Below are 15,562 nucleotides of genomic sequence, written 5' to 3'. Positions count from 1 at the left end.
CGGGCCACGAGATACGCGAGAAGTGATGAGTAAACGAACTGCCAGTGCGGACGTCTTCGAGCAGGTGCAGGACACGGAGACCGAAGCCGCCGAGGCGACCGATTCGTCGGTCGAGCCTGATGCCGAGGCTGCCGAGGTGACGGAGGCAGACGCGGCCGCCGAGGCCACGGAATCAGCCGCAGCGACATCGAAGCGGCGGGTCGGTCTGGCCGCGCTGGTGTGCGCGTTGCTGTTCACGGTGTTGGTTGCGGCGCTGGGATTTCTGGGTTGGCGGCAGTACGAGCAGTACCGGCTCACCGAAGCGAGTGAGGCCGGGTTGCAGGCGGCCAAGGATTACGCCGTGGTGCTGACGACGTTGGACGCCAAGAACATTGACGAGAACTACCGCAAGTCGCTCGACGGTGCCACCGGCGAGTTCAAGGATGCGTACAGCCAGGGCGCCAACCAGTTGCGGCAGGTGCTGATCGACAACAAGGCATCGGGGACGGGCATCGTCGTCGCTGCGGCGGTGAAGTCGGCGACACCCGACAAGGTCGAGGTGCTGCTGTTCGTCGACCAATCGATCACCAACGCGAACAACCCGAGCCCGCGTATCGACCGCAACCGCATCGACATGACCATGGAGCGCAACGGCGACCGGTGGCTGGCCAGCAAGGTTGAAATCCTGTGACTACCAAGGAAGCTGACGTGCCCGAAGACGTCGAACGCGTGGATTCCGAAGAGGCGCAACCCGAGCCCGCCGGACCCAAGACCTACACCATTCGTCGCTCGATCTGTTGGGCTGTCGTGGCCGTGGTGATCGCACTGACCGCGGCGGCCGGCACCACAGGGTGGCTGGTTTTCGCCCAGCACCAGCGCGACGCCGAAGCCGCGGGGGCGCTGGATGCGGCACGCAGCTATGCCGTTCTCCTGACCACTACCGATCAGAACGCCATCGACAAGAACTTCGCCGATGTTCTCGGCGGTGCCACGGGCAAGTTCAAAGACACCTACAGCAAGGCCGCCGCGACCATGCGAAAGATGTTGATCGACAACAAGGTCAGCACAACGGGTGTCGTTGACGACGCGGCAGTCAAGGCCGTCCGCGGTGACGATGTCGACGTGCTCCTGACCGTGAAGCAGGACGTCACCAGCGCCGCGGTGAAAGACAAGAAGACCGACTACGTCAGCGTGTCCATGACGATGCGAAAGGTGGGGGATCGATGGCTCGCAGCCGACGTGATGCTCGCTGGAGCGGGCGGTAAGCGTGGCAACTAGGGTCCGGGCGGCCCTCGCCGCCTTAGGTGCAACAGTCGTCGCTACGACGTGTTTTACAGGTCTGCCGACCGCCCACGCAGCGGTCGACAGCTTCTGCGCCCAACTGGGCGCCGTGTGGGACGGCGGCGCCTGCACCGCGGTGGTGAAATCCCAGCGCGAAGCGGAAATGCTGCTGTCACTGCGGGTTCCGGTCGAGTTGATCGACAACCCGACCGCCGGGCCGGTGCTGCGTGATTACTACACGCGGCTGTTCAACGGCTGGCGCAACACCGGCAACACCACGCCGCGCGACAGCAGCGCCCGCGCCGACTACGAGATCATTCCCGGACCCGGTGGCCTGCAGTCGGTGGTGGTCCACGAGATTTTCGAGCCGTTCGGTGTCCAGGCCAACAACGCCTACCGGTCGTTCGCGTTCGACATGAATGCCGGGCGCAGGCTCTACCTGCCCGACCTGTTCCGGGCGGGAGTCAATGCCAATCAAGCGGTTTCAGCGGCCGCGGCCCCGATCCTGCCGCCGATCCTCGACGCGGTACCGCCGCCGCATACGCCGGGCACCTACCCGTTCACGGTGCCCGAATTCCAGCCGGACAGTGCCGGCCCCGGCTACTCGGGCAACTATCGCGCGTTCGCGCTCACCGGCGACTCGCTGCGGCTCTACATGCCCGATCAACCGATGATGCGCGAAGAGCCCACGCCTCCGGGACAACGCGTCTGGTCCATGGATGGCGGCACCGTCGTCGCCAACATTCCGCTGGCCGCATTGGCCGGTCAGCTGAAGCCACAGTACGGCGGCTGAGGTCAGGTCTCAGACCCGGTCGCCGGCCTCCGTCGTGGCGGGCGGGTAGGTCTCAAAGACGAACAGCTGACCACCGATTCGAATTGTGTCGCCGTCGTGCAGTTCAGCCGTGGCGCGGATCCGTTCTCCGTTGACATGGACTCCGTTGGCCGATCCGAGGTCGGTGATGATGTGAGTGGTGTCTGCATTGTTGATGACGGCATGGTGCCGGCTCACCTTGTCATCGGGCACGACGAGGTCATTGTCGGGATGCCGTCCGATGCGGGTGGCCGACCCCTTGAGTCGATGAACCTGATCACGCACGTCGCGTAGGACAGCGGTGACACGGCTTGTCAGGGTGGTCGCGTCGGGCTCGAAGGCGATGATCGTCTGGGCGGCGGCCTGTGCATTTCGTTGTACGTCGAGCGGCTCCTGGCGCAGGATTTGTTCATACAAGGTGCGCAGTGCCGGCGCGGGGTCGATACCGAGGTCCTCCGACAACGCGGTCTTGAGCCGATGGTAGGTGTCCAGCGCATCGGATTGGCGGTCGGTCAGGTAGTAGGCCGTGATCAGCTGAGCCCACAGCGGTTCGCGGTAGGGGTGCTCGCCGACCAGGGTTTCGAGCTCCCGAACGATGGTATGAGCGCGGCCGCAGGCGATTTCGGCTTGGGCGCGTGCGGTATGCGCGAGGATTTTGTCCTCGGCCAACTCACTGCGCAACACATCGGTGAACGCGAAGTCGCGGAGGTCGTCGAGGACGGGGCCACGCCATTGACGCAGTGCGGCGGTGAGGTGAGTGCTGGCCGATTCGAAGTGTCCGGCGGCCACAGCGTTGATCCCGGCTTGTTGCTCAGCGGCGAACCGCGCCAGATCACTTTGTTCGGTGGTGATTTCGAGTCGGTAGCCATTGGGCGCGGTCGACACGACGGCGTGCGCGTCGACGCCGGCCTGCGTGATGATGCGGCGCAGATTCGACACGTATGCACTCACCGAGATCCGTGCGGCGGCCGGCGGTTCGTCTGCCCAAATGGCTGTGATCAGATCAGCGGCGCTGACCGCGCGGTTGGCGTTCGCGATCAACATGGCGAGCACCGCGCGCTGTTTCGGCGTGCCAACCTGAATCGGCGTGGACCCGACGCTCACCTGCAGTGGACCCAGCACACCGAACTGGATTTCGTGTCGCACGGGTAAAGCGTTCCATACCCAGGTGACACAGGCCGGGCGAATCAGGTACACAACCGCGGCACCGTACGTTGCCCGCTGACTCCATCGGATCAGAACGATTTGAAACACCGCATGGAAGAGCTTGGGGCGCCGACTTTCTGCAGGTCGGAACGGGTCCCGTCGGTGGCACTGCCGCAGCGTGGACGATGTCGCGACGCCTGGGACACACCCGATTCGGCCGATCGTGGGTGTTACGTTGCGGGCCGTCACGCAGGCCTGCAAGGGAAGATGGATGGTATCGGCACCCGCACGCGGTTCTGGCGCGCTCCGCTCGAGCAGCGCGCCCACAGTAGTTCGTCCGCACGACGCGGTCACTGCTGAACGCCCTCGACGCGATCGTCGTGAGGTTGCCCGCGCCGCGCTGCTGGCGGCCTTGCCCGTCCTGAGCCTGATCGCCGTGGTCCTCGGGTGGGACGCCGCGGTCCGGCTCGAGTTCTTTTCCGATCGTCTACTGCCCGCGCCGGCCACGGTCGTGCACGCTGCTGCTGAGATGTACAGCGATGGAACGCTGTTCGCCGATGCGACCGCGAGCTTTCGGCGGGCTCTGCAGGGTTTCGTCGTCGGATCGGTGATCGCCGTCGTGGTGGGCACCCTGACGGGCAGGTCGCGTGTGGCCCGGGGTCTGCTGGAACCGGTGATCCAGATCGTGCGGCCGATTCCCGCGATTGCCTTGGTGCCGTTGGCGATTCTGTGGTTCGGCATCGGCGAGGAGTCCAAGCTCTTTCTCACCAGCCTCGGCGTGTTCTTCCCGGTGTGGGTGAACACGCACGCCGGCATCGCCGCGACGCGCGACGACTACCTACGGGTCGCGGCGTCTCTGGGAGCGTCAAAGTTCTTGACGTTCACCAACGTTGTGCTGCCGGGAGCGTTGCCGTCCGTGCTCACCGGCCTGCGCCAGGGCATCGCGACGTCCCTCATCCTGATCGTCGCGGCCGAGCAGTCGGGGGTCACCGAGGGGCTCGGTTTCCGGCTCGACCAGGCGCGGCTGTTCAGCCAGCCGGACCGTTTGTTCGTGTGCCTGGCCGCCCTCGGCATCGTCGGTGCCCTCGCCGATCAGCTGTTCCACCAGGCCACCCGTCGCACCGTGCGCTGGGCGAAGGAACAGTCGTGACCGCCGACGACATCGCGGTCAGCTCGCTGACCGTGCGGTATCCGGGTGCGGGCCGCGCCGTCGTCGACGGCCTCGACCTCACCATCGACTCCGGGGCGTTCCTGGCGATCCTCGGGCCGTCCGGTTGCGGCAAGTCGACCCTGCTCAACGTCATCGCCGGATTCGTCCGGCCCACAGCAGGTTCGGTGACCTTCCGGGGCGAGCCGGTGACAGGACCGGGGCGCGAGCGCGGCGTGGTGTTCCAGCGCGACGTCCTGTTTCCGTGGGCCTCGGTCGGCAGCAACATCGGCTTCGCGTTACGGGCGGCCAAGGTGCCGCGAGCGGAGCGGCGTGACCGCATCGCCGAGTTGATCAATGCTGTCGGTCTGGCACCGGAGGTCGTGGGCAAGCGTCCCCACGAGCTGTCGGGCGGTATGCGGCAGCGCGTCGGCATCGCTCGCGCCCTGGCGAACAGTCCGCGAGTGTTGTTGATGGACGAGCCATTTGGCGCGCTGGACGCCTTGACCCGCCAGCAGATGCAGGACCTGGTGGTCGAACTGTGGGAGCGCACCCGGCCCACGGTCGTCTTCGTCACGCACGATGTCGACGAGGCGATCCGCATTGCGTCCTCGATCGTCGTGATGGATCACACCGGCGCCATCGCCGACCACGTCGACAACCCACTGCCGCGGCCCCGGCCCGCGAGCCGCCTCGGCGAATTCGACGACTACGCGGCATTGCGCCGTCGGCTACACGACCTGCTGCACGGGCAGCAGCCGGCCCTCACCTTGGGAGAACACGGATGAACACACGTCGGAGGCTCGCCGCGATAGCCGTTGCCGCGCTTGCGGTTCTGGGGGTCGTCAGCTGCAGCAATTCTGGCAGCAAGGACAGCGGGGCCGACGCGTTGACGCTGGCCTGGGTGGTCGATCCGTCCTGGGCTCAGGTACCCGTGGCGAACGACCTCGGGTACTTCAAACAGCACGGGGTCAACGTCAAGATCGTCCCGTTTCCGACCGGCGCCGCGGCGCTGGAGGCGTTGGCCGGCGGTGCCGTGGATGTGGCGAATGGCGGTGATGTCCCCACATCCGCGGCGGCACTGAAGAATCCGCACCTGCGGGTGTTCGCGGACGGGGCGATCTGGCCGGAAGGCAGGTTCGTCGCCCGCCGCTCAGCGGGCATCAACTCGATCGCCGATCTGGCCGGCCGCAAGATCGCGGTACCGCTGGGCAGCAGCGCGCACTACTTCGCGAGCCGGTTCCTGACCGAGGCGAACGTGAAAGCTGATCTGGTGCAGACCGGACCGGCCGAGATCGTCACCGCGATCGCCAATCACAACGTCGACGCGATCGCCGTCTTCCAGCCCGCGTTGGCGAAAGCGGTTGCGGCGCTGGGCAGCGACGCCATCGAGTTGCAAGGGAAGCAGAAGTACAACCAGCACAGCCTGTATCTGGCCAACGAGAATGTGCTCGCGTCGAAGAAACAGGCAGTCGGCAAGTTCGTCGCGGCGATCCGCAATGCCGATGCTCCGCTGTCCGGCAAGGACCCGGCCGCCCTCGCCGCGGTCGCGAAAGCAACCGGGCTGGACAACAACCTGATCAATCAGGTCTCGTCGGAATTCATCTACCAGACGCACCTCGGCCCCGAACTCGCAGGCGATCTCGCCGATCGCGCCCGCTGGGCGCAGAGCATCGGACGGATTCCCGCGGATCAGCGCATCCCGGACTACCAGAGCGTCATCGCCGGCTCCTTTGTGACGGAGAGCAATTCATGAGTGGGGCATACCTTCTCGGTTTGGGCGGCACGATCTCGATGCACCAGACTGCCCAAGGGGCGGTGCCGATCACGGGGGCGACAGAACTTTCGGAGACGGTCGTGGGTTTCTCCGGCGCCGAGAGCCTCGCGCTGGTCGGTGGGTCCGAGGTCGACTTCGAGTTGCTCGAACGCCTGGTCTCCAGGGCTCGGGAGCTCGTCGCCGACGGAATTGGCGGCATCGTCGTGACCACGGGCACGGACTCCATCGAGGAGGTCGCGGCGTGGCTGTCCTACCGAGAGAACTGGTCGGTGCCGGTGGTGGTCACGGGCTCGATGATCCTGGGCACCCGGCCGGATAGCGACGGCCGCGCCAACCTTGCCGACGCGTTGGCGGTGGCATCATCCGGCGTCGACATCGACCCGGTGGTGGTGTTCGCCGGCAAGATCTTCGATGGCCGTGAGGCCGTGAAGGTTTCGGGCGTCGTGCGTGATGCGTTCGATGCGCCGGGCCGCGGCCCGATCGGGTACGTCGTCGCCGGCCAGGTCCAATGGCACCGGTCGCGGGAACGGCGCAAGGGCCACGGTGATCCGACCGGTCCGATCCGGCCCGTGCCCCTGTTGTTGGCCGCGCTGGGTGATGACGGCTCGGTGCTCCGGGCTGCGGGGGATACCCAGCAGGCGATCGTGGTGGCGGCGAACGGTGCCGGCAATCTGCCGCCGAAACAGGCTGCGGCGGTGGAAGAACTCATCGACGGTGGCCGGCTCGTGGTGCTCACCACCCGGGCATCGGATGGCCGGGTCGCTCCGGTCTATGGCTATCCGGGCGGGGTGGCCGGTCTCGTCGAATACGGCGCGCAGCTGGCCGCGGGGATCTCGCCACACCGCGCACGGCTGTTGGTGACCCTCGGGCTGGCGCAGGGCCGCGACAACGACGGGCTGCGGGCGTTGATCGACAGCGAGATTCGCGCATGACCCGTGCCGTCGTCGACTCCGCGGTGGACCGCCGTGAACTTGTCGAACTCACCACGCGTCTGGTGGCCGCCGGACAGCCGTGGTGCGAGAACAGCCTCGATGGCCCGAGTCGCCCGCCGGAAGAGGAGCGCATCGCGCGTCCGGTGGCCGAGCTGCTACGCGAGTGGGGCTTCACCGTCGAACTGGTGGGGCGCACCCCGCAGCGGCCGAATGTGGTGGCGACGAAGCGATTCGGTGCCGGCCCGACCCTCATGCTCAACGACCATCTCGACACCTACCCGTCCGGCCCGCCGAGCCGCTGGCGCGTGTGTGGCGGAAACCCATACTCGGCCGTCGAATTGGACGGGCGGATCTACGCGCGCGGCACGTCGGACACCCGGGCCAACCTGGCCGCTCTGCTCACCGCCGCCAAGCGCGTCGTCGACGACCCGCCGCAGAGTGGGACGCTGCTGGTGGTCCTGACGGTCGACGAGGAGCGCAACGGCATCGAAGGGTCCAAGTACCTCGTCGACGAGTATGGCTTGCGCCCCGACGCGTCCATCACGGTCGAGCCCACCGCGTGGACTCATGATGGTCGCGGCGGTATCGCGTTGGCTGTCGCGCAGACCGGCCACGCGCTGCTGGACTTCACCGCACGCGGGCGGTCCAGCCACATCTGGCGCCCCGACACGGGCGTCAACCCGGCGCTGTTTCTCGCTGAGTTTCTGACCGGCATCACGGCGAATCCGGTTGGGGACTGGCCGGTTTCGGTGGTGGGGCTGAATGCGGGGGAGGCCGGCATGGCCCAGTTCACGCCGCTGCAGGCGACCGCGCGGGTCGCGGCAGTCAACATCGGCCCCGATGTCGTCGCCGGCCGGTTGCTCGAAGAATTCCACCATCGGCTGACGGCGGCGCGGCCTGACGGCATCGAGGTCGACGTCGAGTTCGCGCCCGGCCCGACGTTCGTCGCGGGCACCGTGCCGCTGGCGGCCGGCGATCCGCTCGTCGCGGCGATCACGAGGGCATACCGTGGCGTCACCGGGGACGACGTCCGCACCTACACCAAACCGGCGTTCAACGACACGATTCGCTTTCGCCACGTCGGCATACCCGCGGTCACCTTCGGCCCCGGCGACGACGGTTGGGCGGTCTATGACGAGAGTATCGGCATCGACACCATGGTCACTGCGGTGCAGGTGCTCGAAGCTGCTGTGCGGGAGTACTTTTCGGTCGACGACCTCGCTTAGTGCGACGCCAGGTGTTCGTGGACGCAGGCAATGAACGCCTGGCACGCCGCCGAACGCAGGTGCGGTTGCGGTGCGACGAGATGCACCCGGCGATGCATCTCGACACCGGTGACGGGACGCAGCGCCAGGCTGGCATCGGTGTCGGCGCGCGTGCGTGCCACCGACTCGGGCAGCAGCGCCACGCCGAGGTTCTGGCGAACGAAGTGGACAACTTCATCGACGCGGGTGACTTCGAAGGCCACGCGTCGCGGTACCTCGGCGAAACCTCGGTCGGTTTCGTGGCGCAGGCCGTATCCGGGCGGAAAGTCGATGAACGGCAATGCCGCGAGCTCGGTGACCGATACCGATCGTTGTTTGGCCAACGGGTGATCGCAGGGGATGACCGCGATCAACGACTCGGTGAACAGGTGCGTGAAACTCAACTGATCGGCTGCCCTGGAGACGTTGGAGCCGACGATGGCCGCGTCCAGCTTGCGGTCGCGGGTGGCGGTCAGCAGCACGTCGCTGCCACCACTGCGCAGCGTCACGCTGACATCGGGGTAGCGGGAGTGGAATGTCGCCATCAGCGTTGCGACGTCAAGGCTTTCGGAGGGGACCTCCATCATGCCGACCGTGAGGCGTCCGGTGACGATGCCGCTGAGTGCTTGGGCATCGACTTTGATCTGATCGAGTCCGGCGACCACCTGGTGCATCAGCGGCAGGAGCGCCTCGCCTGCCGGGGTCAGCGAGACCGACCGCGTCGTGCGTTCGAAGAGTGTCACGCCGAGCTCTTCCTCGAACTTCCGGACCTGCTGGCTGAGCGCCGATTGCACGACGAAGGAGCTTTCGGCGGCCTTCGTGAAGCTCTTGGCCTCGGCCAGGGCAACCACATAGCGCAACTGCTGCAGATTCATTATTCTTCACTTTCGGTGATCAATCGCATCATATCTATTCGTTGGACTCCTAGGTGAGTAGCCGAGAGGATGGGTCGATGTCGCGTGCGATTCCGCTTCGTCCCCAAGGTCCGTTGGCTAGCAATGACTGCTCGGTGGCAGCAGTGCGGGACGCCATCACCGCCGAATTCGACGAGCTGCCTTTCCTCGGCGACCTGCAGTGCTCACACGCCACGGTGGTCGCCGGCTCACTGGAGGAGATCGTCTTCACCTACACCGTCGGGCGGTCGGGTATCGCCGACAGCGGCTGGCTCAAACTGTGCTTCCGCTATTACTCCGACTGGGACCTGCAGACCACCGACCCTGCCGCGCGCGACTACGCGAGCGCAGAGCTGGTGAGCCGGTCACTGGTAGGACGTGCGTCCGAGGCAGGCGCCGCCACGGTGCAACAGTTGGCCGTTCGCTACGACGTCAAGGGCGGTGAGCGGCCGTTCCAGAAGTCGCTACTGATCCACGCCGTCGACGGCTACCTGCGTCCCGGTGATGTGATCGAGATCCGGCTGGGGGACCGGCGATTCGGAGGTCCCGGTACCCGCACGCAAACCTTCGTCGAGGACGAGTTCGAGGTGCATCTGTTCGTCGATCCGTTGGGGACCTCCCGAATGGCCCGCGCCGGCGTCAATCGGCTCGCCGTGGTGCCCGGCGTACCCGAACGCGTGGTCGTCCACGGCCCGCGGGTCGTGCGCAGCGACAGCGAGGCGGTGACCCTGCGCGCACACTTGCAGGACCGCTGGGGAAATACCTGCACAGGTATCGCCACCGAACTGCGGGCCCAGGTTGACGGCACCACCGTGGCCCGGGCGAGCACGCCGCAAACCGGTTGGGCGAGCGCGTCTCTCGCGGTGCCCGCGCGCGCCGCGCACATCCGGGTCCTCGCCGATACCGAGGCGGGCGTGCTGCCAGGGGAGACCAGGCTCGACGTGGTCGACGACCTGCCCGCACCCCGTGGCTTCTTCTGTGACCTGCACGTGCATTCCAACGACACCGTCGGCACCCAGGACACTGACTGGAACCTGCGCTATGCCCGCGACATCGGGGCACTCGACGTTGTGGGCTACACCGCCAACGATTTTCAGATCACCGACGATGCCTGGATCGACGTGGTCGCCGCCTGCCGGGCCATCTCGAACGAGGGCAGTCTCGTGTGCTTCCCGGGCGTCGAGTGGTGCGGCACCGCAGGTGTCGGCGGCGATCACAACGTCGTCTTTCTCAGCGAGGACACCACGCTCGCGCGTTCGCTGGAGTGGCACCAGGGGATGGCAAGCACCGTGCCGACGCCCCAAACCTGGCCCATCACAGAGCTTTACGCTGCCTACGAAAAGGATCCGGATTCATATCTGCTGATCCCACACGTGGGTGGCCGGCGCGCGATCCTGGACTGGCACCACCCCGAGCTGGAACGGCTGATCGAGGTGCACTCGACCTGGGGCAGCAGCCCGTGGTTCCTGGAGGATGCACTGGCCCGCGGACTTCGCCTGGGTGCCAGTGCGGCCAGTGACGAACACCGTGGCCGACCCGGCGGCGGCGCACCAGGAGCGAACATCTTCGGCGGATTCGGCGGTCTCACCGGGGTTCTCGCGCCGGCGCTGACCAACGCGGAGGTGGGCCGCGGTTTGCGTGCGCGCCGGACCTGGGCCACCACCGGAGCGCGCGCGGTGGCGCTGTTGCGCAGCGGGGATGCCTGGATGGGCGACGAAATCGACACGGAAGCAGACGAATTGCGCGTCAACTATGCGCTCTACGGAACTGCGGGCTGGGACGAGATCGCAATCTATGACAGCGCCGGGCGAGTCTGGCAGCGCGATCTGCATGCCGAGACCGGGTTGTCGAACGAGCTCGTTCGCATCCGGTGGGGTGGAGCGCGTCACCGCGATCGCTACCGGTGGGCGACCTGGTCGGGTCAGCTGCGGGTCGCAGGAACCGAAGTATCGAACGTAACACCGTGGGCAGCAACCCATCCTGAGCAATCATTCGAGTTTTCCGGTGACGCGGTGAACTGGCGGACCACGACGTACGGCTCGGATATCGGCATCGTCGTCCGGTTGGCCGATCTCGCTGCGGCCCGCTTCCACCTCCAGGCCTCGGCACATGAGGACGACCTCGACGTCGACCGCGAGTTCTCGGGCGCTGAACTGATCCGCGATGGTCATGTTGAAACCGCCGTGGGAGGCCTCAACTTACGGGTACGTGCTGAACGCGTGGCTGAGTTCTCAGCGCTCCCCACCACGGTGACCGGCGACCTCGTCTTCGATCTGCCGCAGGGCACCAGCGCGACGTACGTGCGCGCCACGCAGTCGGACGGCCATCAGGTGTGGACCAGTCCGCTGTTCGTCACTCGTTCGAGCGGCCAGCCGCGATGTCCGGCGACGGCCTGACATTGCACCCCACCCTGCTCGTCCGAAACCAAGGAAAACTGTGTTCTCTCATCGATATCTCGCCAAGCTGATTGCGCTGGGCGCCGCGGTAGGCGCCATCGCGGCGGTGACCGGATGCTCGCCGTCAACCCAATCGGCGTCGTCTTCGCCCGTGCCCCTACGACTGGGCTACCTGACTCGCATCACGCACGCGCCGGCGCTCGTCGGCGTCAATGACGGATTGTTCGCCCGGGAACTCGGGCCCGGAATCACCTTCACCGCGCAACCGTTCAGCGCTGGAACAGAGGAGATCACGGCGTTGTTGTCCGGCCATCTCGACGCGGCCTATGTGGGGCCCAACCCCGCCTTCAACGCCTGGCAGAAATCGAATGGCCAAGCCATCAAGATCATTTCGGGAGCCGCCAGCGGAGGTACCTCGATGGTCGTACAACCGGGCATCACCTCAGCCCAGGATCTCAGGGGCAAGACGGTCGCCGACCCGGCGCTCGGCGGCACCCAGGACGTCAGTCTCCGGGACTGGCTTGCGAAGAACGGGTTGCAGACCAACACGCAAGGCGGGGGTGACGTATCGGTCAAGCCGACCAACCCCGAATCGGCCATCGTCCAGCAGTTCGTCAGCAAGCAGATCGCCGGCGCGCTGGATTCCGCGCCGTTCGACATCCAGATGATCAAGGCCGGCGGCGTGCGGCTGTGGTCGGACCCGAACACCATCACCGTGCTAGTCGTACGCCAGGACTTTCTCGCGGCACATCCAGATGCCGTGGCGGGACTGTTGCGCGGCCAGGTCCAGGCCAACGACAAGATTGCTGCCGATTCCGCGTCAGCGGCCCAGTCCGCCAACGCTGCCCTGGCGAAAGTCCTTGGCAAGGGCCTGGATCCGGGCGTCTTGACGGAGTCGTTCAAGGAGACGACGTTCTCCAACGATCCCGGGATCGCGTCGTTGCGTGACCAGGTGAGCAAGGCCGTCGCAATCGGCTTGTTGCAGCCGCTCGACATCAACGGCTTGTTCGATCCGGCTCCGCTCAACGCGGTGCTCTCCGCGGCGGGCAAGCCGGCGGTAGCGGCGTGACCCGCTGCGCGCAGCCAGGTGAGTTCCTCGTGACAGTTCCTCCGCCGCCTCCGGCACCGCGGGTGGCGTTGGAACTTGTCGAGGTGACCAAGCGCTACGGAAAGGGCCGCACGACGGTAGCGGCTTTGGACACCATCAACCTGACCGTCGCCGAGGGCGAATTCGTCTGTCTGGTAGGTAGTTCCGGTTGCGGCAAGAGCACGCTGCTGTCGATCATCGCCGGTCTGGACGCACCCTCGAGCGGAGCGGTCGAGAACTATGGCCGTCGGGTCGCGTTGATGTTCCAGGAGCCGGCGTTGTTCCCGTGGCTGACCGCGGCAGCCAACATCGACCTGGCCCTGAAGGCACGCGCGGTACCGCGGGGTGTGCGTCGCGAACGCGTGGCACGACTGCTGGACACAGTCGGATTGAGTGATTTCGCGGACAAGCGGCCACATCAGTTGTCCGGCGGGATGCAGCAGCGGGTTGCCCTGGCCCGCGCGCTCGCTCAGGACGCCGACGTGCTGCTGATGGACGAGCCCTTCGGTGCGCTGGATGCGCTGACCCGTGACCTGCTGCACGAGGAACTTGAGCGGATCGTCGAATCACGCGGATTGACAGTAGTTTTCGTGACTCACAACGTGCGGGAGGCCGTGCGCCTGGCTGACCGGGTGATTCTGCTGGGTTCCCGTCCAGGTCGCATCGTCGAAGAATTCCCCGTCCCGGTACCCCGTCCTCGCCAGATCAATACCGCGGACGTCGCGGAGTTGGCCGCGCACATCACCGCCCGGCTGCATGAGGAAGGAAACGGTCGTCGTGGTCAGTAGCACAGTGACCGCTCGGCCTCGGTCGACGCGTCGCAACTCGATTCGGTTTCGGCCATTGGTGGCATCGGTGGGGGCGAAAGCGCTGGCGTTGCTGGTCGTGTTGGGTGCATGGCAGCTCGTCTATCTGAGCGGTTGGAAGTCTGCCGTGGTCTTGCCCAGCCCCGCGACAGTCGGTGTCACGCTGTGGCGGCAGCTGCACGACCCTGTCCTGTGGGAGGCGGTTTCGACGACGATGGGGCGCGCGCTCATCGGCTTTGGGCTGTCCCTGCTCCTCGGCGCTGTCATCGGCGGCATCCTGTCCCGAAACAAACTGCTGCGCAATACCTTCGGCCCGCTCATCACCGGTCTGCAGACCATGCCGGCCATCGCGTGGTTTCCCTTCGCGATCATCTTCTTCGGTCTGAACACGTCGGCAATCCTGTTCGTGATCGTCATCGGCGCCGCTCCGTCGGTGGCGCTCGGCGTGATCTCGGGCGCCGATCTCATTCCGCCGCTGCAGTTGCGTGCGGCAAAAACCATGGGACTGAGGAACTTTGCGCTGTACCGCCACGTCATCCTGCCGGCGTCGCTGCCGACGTTCATCAGTGGATTGCGACAGGGTTGGGCGTTCGCGTGGCGCAGTCTCATGGCGGGTGAGCTCGTGGTGATGGTCGCTGGAACCGCATCGATCGGGGTTCTGCTGGAGAACGCACAGAACATGAGTGACATGCCGCTGGCGATCTCGGTCATGATTGTCGTTCTGTTGATCGGCATCGTCGTCGACTCGATCTTCGGCGTGGCGGACAGCCAGATCCGGCGCTATTGGGGCCTGGTTGACGGTGACCGCGAATGACCGGCGGGGTACACCCGTTCCGCCTCTGGGCCTTTGGCGACGCTCATGTGGGTACTGATCGTAGATTCGGCAGAGACAGTCTGGCCGAGGCGATTTCGCAGTCCGAGTTCGGTGGGCCTGACGGTGGCGCGGCGTTTGACTGGGACATCGCCGTCGATGCCGGCGATATGTCCGGTGCCCACCACCATTTACCGGACGACGAGGAAGGGCGTGAACTCCGACGGCAGTTCGGGAGTTTGCGTCGCCACCGCCGCGAGGACGTCTACAGCGTGTGCGGGAACCACGACCGCAGTGGCCTGGATGAACCAGAGGCATGGTGGTGGCAGAAGTGGATCGACCCGCTGGGGCAGCACACGGAGTTTTCCGGTGTCGATGCCGCACTTCGACGCTATCCGGTAGCCGGGACCTGGCAGCACTACTCGTTTCGGGTGGGGAATCTGTTGTTCCTCATGCTGAGCGACCGTAATGAGCCGACTCAGACCGTCGGTCGCGGCACATTGGGTGGTAATCCGGGGGGTGTGGTCAGCGGCGAGACGTTCCGCTGGTGGAAGCACATGGTGCTGACCAATCCTGACGCGATCATCGTGACGGTGCACCATTACGTGCTCAAGGACACCACGGTGGCGTCGGGAGAGTGGGAGGGCGTCCGTCGCGATGCTGACGGCCAACTGGCGGAGCATTACCACCGGCCATTCCCGCAGGGCACTCCGCAAGCGGCGTCATACCTGTACTGGGTGGACAGCCGGCCTGATTCCGGTGCGTTCGAACAGTTCTTGGCCGAGCATCCCGGCCGGGTGCAACTGTGGATCGCCGGTCACACCCATACCCACCCCGACGACAATTTCGGCGGCAAGAGTCATATCGAACAGCGTTGGGGGACATGGTTTCTCAACGTCGCATCACTGAGTCGGCATCACATGCCGATCACGACGCTGCCGCTGAGCAGACTGCTGACATTCACTCCCGGCAGTTCGGCAGTGCGCGTGCAGTGCTATCTGCACTCCGATCAGTACGCGCCGCAGGGCTGGTATGACAAGGCGGAGAAGACCATTGGGCTCAGCATGCCGTTTCGCTGGACGCCCGCTTTGACGTAGCGACCGCTACAGCGATTTGCCGACCAGTGCGGTCAGGTCGGCGATGCGGTTGGAGTAGCCCCATTCGTTGTCGTACCACGAGACGACCTTGGCTTGGTTGTCGATGACCTTGGTCAGTCCGGCGTCGAACAGTGAACTGTGCGGGTCGGTGACGA

General features: G+C 65.9%; 15 protein-coding genes and 1 pseudogene. 13 read left to right on the top strand and 3 right to left on the bottom strand.

Annotated elements, in window-relative coordinates; translation table 11 throughout:
* Window positions 1-25: 25 nt before the first annotated feature.
* The 3 genes from AC1U2B_RS17665 to AC1U2B_RS17655 are packed head-to-tail and all read left to right on the top strand — an operon-like array spanning window position 26 to window position 2,053.
* On the top strand, window positions 26-670 hold the full coding sequence (locus AC1U2B_RS17665; protein ID WP_480217781.1) for an Rv1363c family protein: 645 nt from the start codon (window positions 26-28) through the stop codon (window positions 668-670).
* Entirely contained in the window at window positions 667-1,257 is a 591-nt protein-coding gene (locus tag AC1U2B_RS17660) for an Rv1363c family protein (protein WP_480217780.1), read from the top strand. The genes AC1U2B_RS17665 and AC1U2B_RS17660 overlap by 4 nt, the downstream gene beginning before the upstream one ends.
* Complete coding sequence (locus tag AC1U2B_RS17655; protein ID WP_480217779.1) at window positions 1,247-2,053, top strand: hypothetical protein; 807 nt, start codon at window positions 1,247-1,249, stop codon at window positions 2,051-2,053. The genes AC1U2B_RS17660 and AC1U2B_RS17655 overlap by 11 nt, the downstream gene beginning before the upstream one ends.
* Before the next feature lie 9 nt (window positions 2,054-2,062).
* Here the strand turns inward: AC1U2B_RS17655 and AC1U2B_RS17650 are convergent, their stop codons facing one another.
* Entirely contained in the window at window positions 2,063-3,217 is a 1,155-nt protein-coding gene (locus AC1U2B_RS17650; RefSeq protein WP_480217778.1) for a BTAD domain-containing putative transcriptional regulator, read from the bottom strand.
* Window positions 3,218-3,488: 271 nt separating this feature from the next.
* Here AC1U2B_RS17650 and AC1U2B_RS17645 point away from each other — a divergent pair, with 271 nt between their 5' ends.
* Genes AC1U2B_RS17645 through AC1U2B_RS17625 form a run of 5 tightly spaced genes read left to right on the top strand, consistent with a single transcriptional unit; the run spans window position 3,489 to window position 8,299 of the window.
* A complete protein-coding gene (locus tag AC1U2B_RS17645; protein WP_480217777.1) occupies window positions 3,489-4,367 on the top strand; it encodes an ABC transporter permease in 879 nt (292 codons plus the stop codon).
* A complete protein-coding gene (locus tag AC1U2B_RS17640) occupies window positions 4,364-5,152 on the top strand; it encodes an ABC transporter ATP-binding protein (RefSeq protein ID WP_480217776.1) in 789 nt (262 codons plus the stop codon). Before AC1U2B_RS17645 ends, AC1U2B_RS17640 begins: the two co-directional genes overlap by 4 nt.
* Complete coding sequence (locus tag AC1U2B_RS17635; RefSeq protein WP_480217775.1) at window positions 5,149-6,120, top strand: ABC transporter substrate-binding protein; 972 nt, start codon at window positions 5,149-5,151, stop codon at window positions 6,118-6,120. The genes AC1U2B_RS17640 and AC1U2B_RS17635 overlap by 4 nt, the downstream gene beginning before the upstream one ends.
* Window positions 6,117-7,073, top strand: coding sequence for an asparaginase (locus tag AC1U2B_RS17630; RefSeq protein WP_480217774.1), 957 nt, complete (start codon window positions 6,117-6,119; stop codon window positions 7,071-7,073). Before AC1U2B_RS17635 ends, AC1U2B_RS17630 begins: the two co-directional genes overlap by 4 nt.
* Window positions 7,070-8,299 carry a M20 family metallopeptidase gene (locus AC1U2B_RS17625; protein WP_480217773.1) on the top strand — a complete coding sequence of 410 codons (1,230 nt, stop codon included), beginning with the start codon at window positions 7,070-7,072 and terminating at the stop codon, window positions 8,297-8,299. The genes AC1U2B_RS17630 and AC1U2B_RS17625 overlap by 4 nt, the downstream gene beginning before the upstream one ends.
* On the opposite strand, the gene AC1U2B_RS17620 is transcribed toward AC1U2B_RS17625, so the two are convergent.
* Complete coding sequence (locus tag AC1U2B_RS17620; protein WP_133761690.1) at window positions 8,296-9,192, bottom strand: LysR family transcriptional regulator; 897 nt, start codon at window positions 9,190-9,192, stop codon at window positions 8,296-8,298. The two genes, AC1U2B_RS17625 and AC1U2B_RS17620, sit on opposite strands and share 4 nt — an antisense overlap.
* Window positions 9,193-9,269: 77 nt before the next feature.
* On the opposite strand from AC1U2B_RS17620, the gene AC1U2B_RS17615 reads away from it, so the two are divergent.
* The 5 genes from AC1U2B_RS17615 to AC1U2B_RS17595 all read left to right on the top strand — a co-directional run bounded on the left by AC1U2B_RS17615 (window position 9,270) and on the right by AC1U2B_RS17595 (window position 15,407).
* Window positions 9,270-11,606, top strand: a complete 2,337-nt coding sequence (locus AC1U2B_RS17615; RefSeq protein ID WP_480217772.1) for a CehA/McbA family metallohydrolase domain-containing protein — start codon at window positions 9,270-9,272, stop codon at window positions 11,604-11,606.
* Between the two features lie 40 nt (window positions 11,607-11,646).
* Window positions 11,647-12,675, top strand: coding sequence for an ABC transporter substrate-binding protein (locus tag AC1U2B_RS17610; protein ID WP_480217771.1), 1,029 nt, complete (start codon window positions 11,647-11,649; stop codon window positions 12,673-12,675).
* 68 nt (window positions 12,676-12,743) lie between these two features.
* Complete coding sequence (locus AC1U2B_RS17605; protein WP_480217905.1) at window positions 12,744-13,481, top strand: ABC transporter ATP-binding protein; 738 nt, start codon at window positions 12,744-12,746, stop codon at window positions 13,479-13,481.
* 67 nt (window positions 13,482-13,548) lie between these two features.
* Entirely contained in the window at window positions 13,549-14,313 is a 765-nt protein-coding gene (locus AC1U2B_RS17600; RefSeq protein WP_480217770.1) for an ABC transporter permease, read from the top strand.
* A gap of 47 nt (window positions 14,314-14,360) precedes the next feature.
* A complete protein-coding gene (locus AC1U2B_RS17595; RefSeq protein WP_480217769.1) occupies window positions 14,361-15,407 on the top strand; it encodes a hypothetical protein in 1,047 nt (348 codons plus the stop codon).
* Between the two features lie 6 nt (window positions 15,408-15,413).
* Here the strand turns inward: AC1U2B_RS17595 and AC1U2B_RS17590 are convergent.
* Window positions 15,414-15,562 (bottom strand): annotated as a pseudogene (locus AC1U2B_RS17590) (type I glyceraldehyde-3-phosphate dehydrogenase); the annotation flags it as partial.

The organism is Mycolicibacterium sp. P4_G11, assembly GCF_056555145.1.
Note: the sequence above shows the minus strand (reverse complement) of the source record. Positions and strands in the feature narration are given on the sequence as shown.

What these genes read in the sequence shown, in the direction of transcription:
- AC1U2B_RS17665 (WP_480217781.1), top strand. Translation starts at nt 26, where the DNA reads ATGAGTAAACGAACTGCCAGTGCGGACGTCTTCGAGCAGGTGCAGGAC.
- AC1U2B_RS17645 (WP_480217777.1), top strand. Translation starts at nt 3,489, where the DNA reads ATGGTATCGGCACCCGCACGCGGTTCTGGCGCGCTCCGCTCGAGCAGC.
- AC1U2B_RS17635 (WP_480217775.1), top strand. Translation starts at nt 5,149, where the DNA reads ATGAACACACGTCGGAGGCTCGCCGCGATAGCCGTTGCCGCGCTTGCG.
- AC1U2B_RS17630 (WP_480217774.1), top strand. Translation starts at nt 6,117, where the DNA reads ATGAGTGGGGCATACCTTCTCGGTTTGGGCGGCACGATCTCGATGCAC.
- AC1U2B_RS17625 (WP_480217773.1), top strand. Translation starts at nt 7,070, where the DNA reads ATGACCCGTGCCGTCGTCGACTCCGCGGTGGACCGCCGTGAACTTGTC.
- AC1U2B_RS17620 (WP_133761690.1), bottom strand. Translation starts at nt 9,192, where the DNA reads ATGAATCTGCAGCAGTTGCGCTATGTGGTTGCCCTGGCCGAGGCCAAG.
- AC1U2B_RS17615 (WP_480217772.1), top strand. Translation starts at nt 9,270, where the DNA reads ATGTCGCGTGCGATTCCGCTTCGTCCCCAAGGTCCGTTGGCTAGCAAT.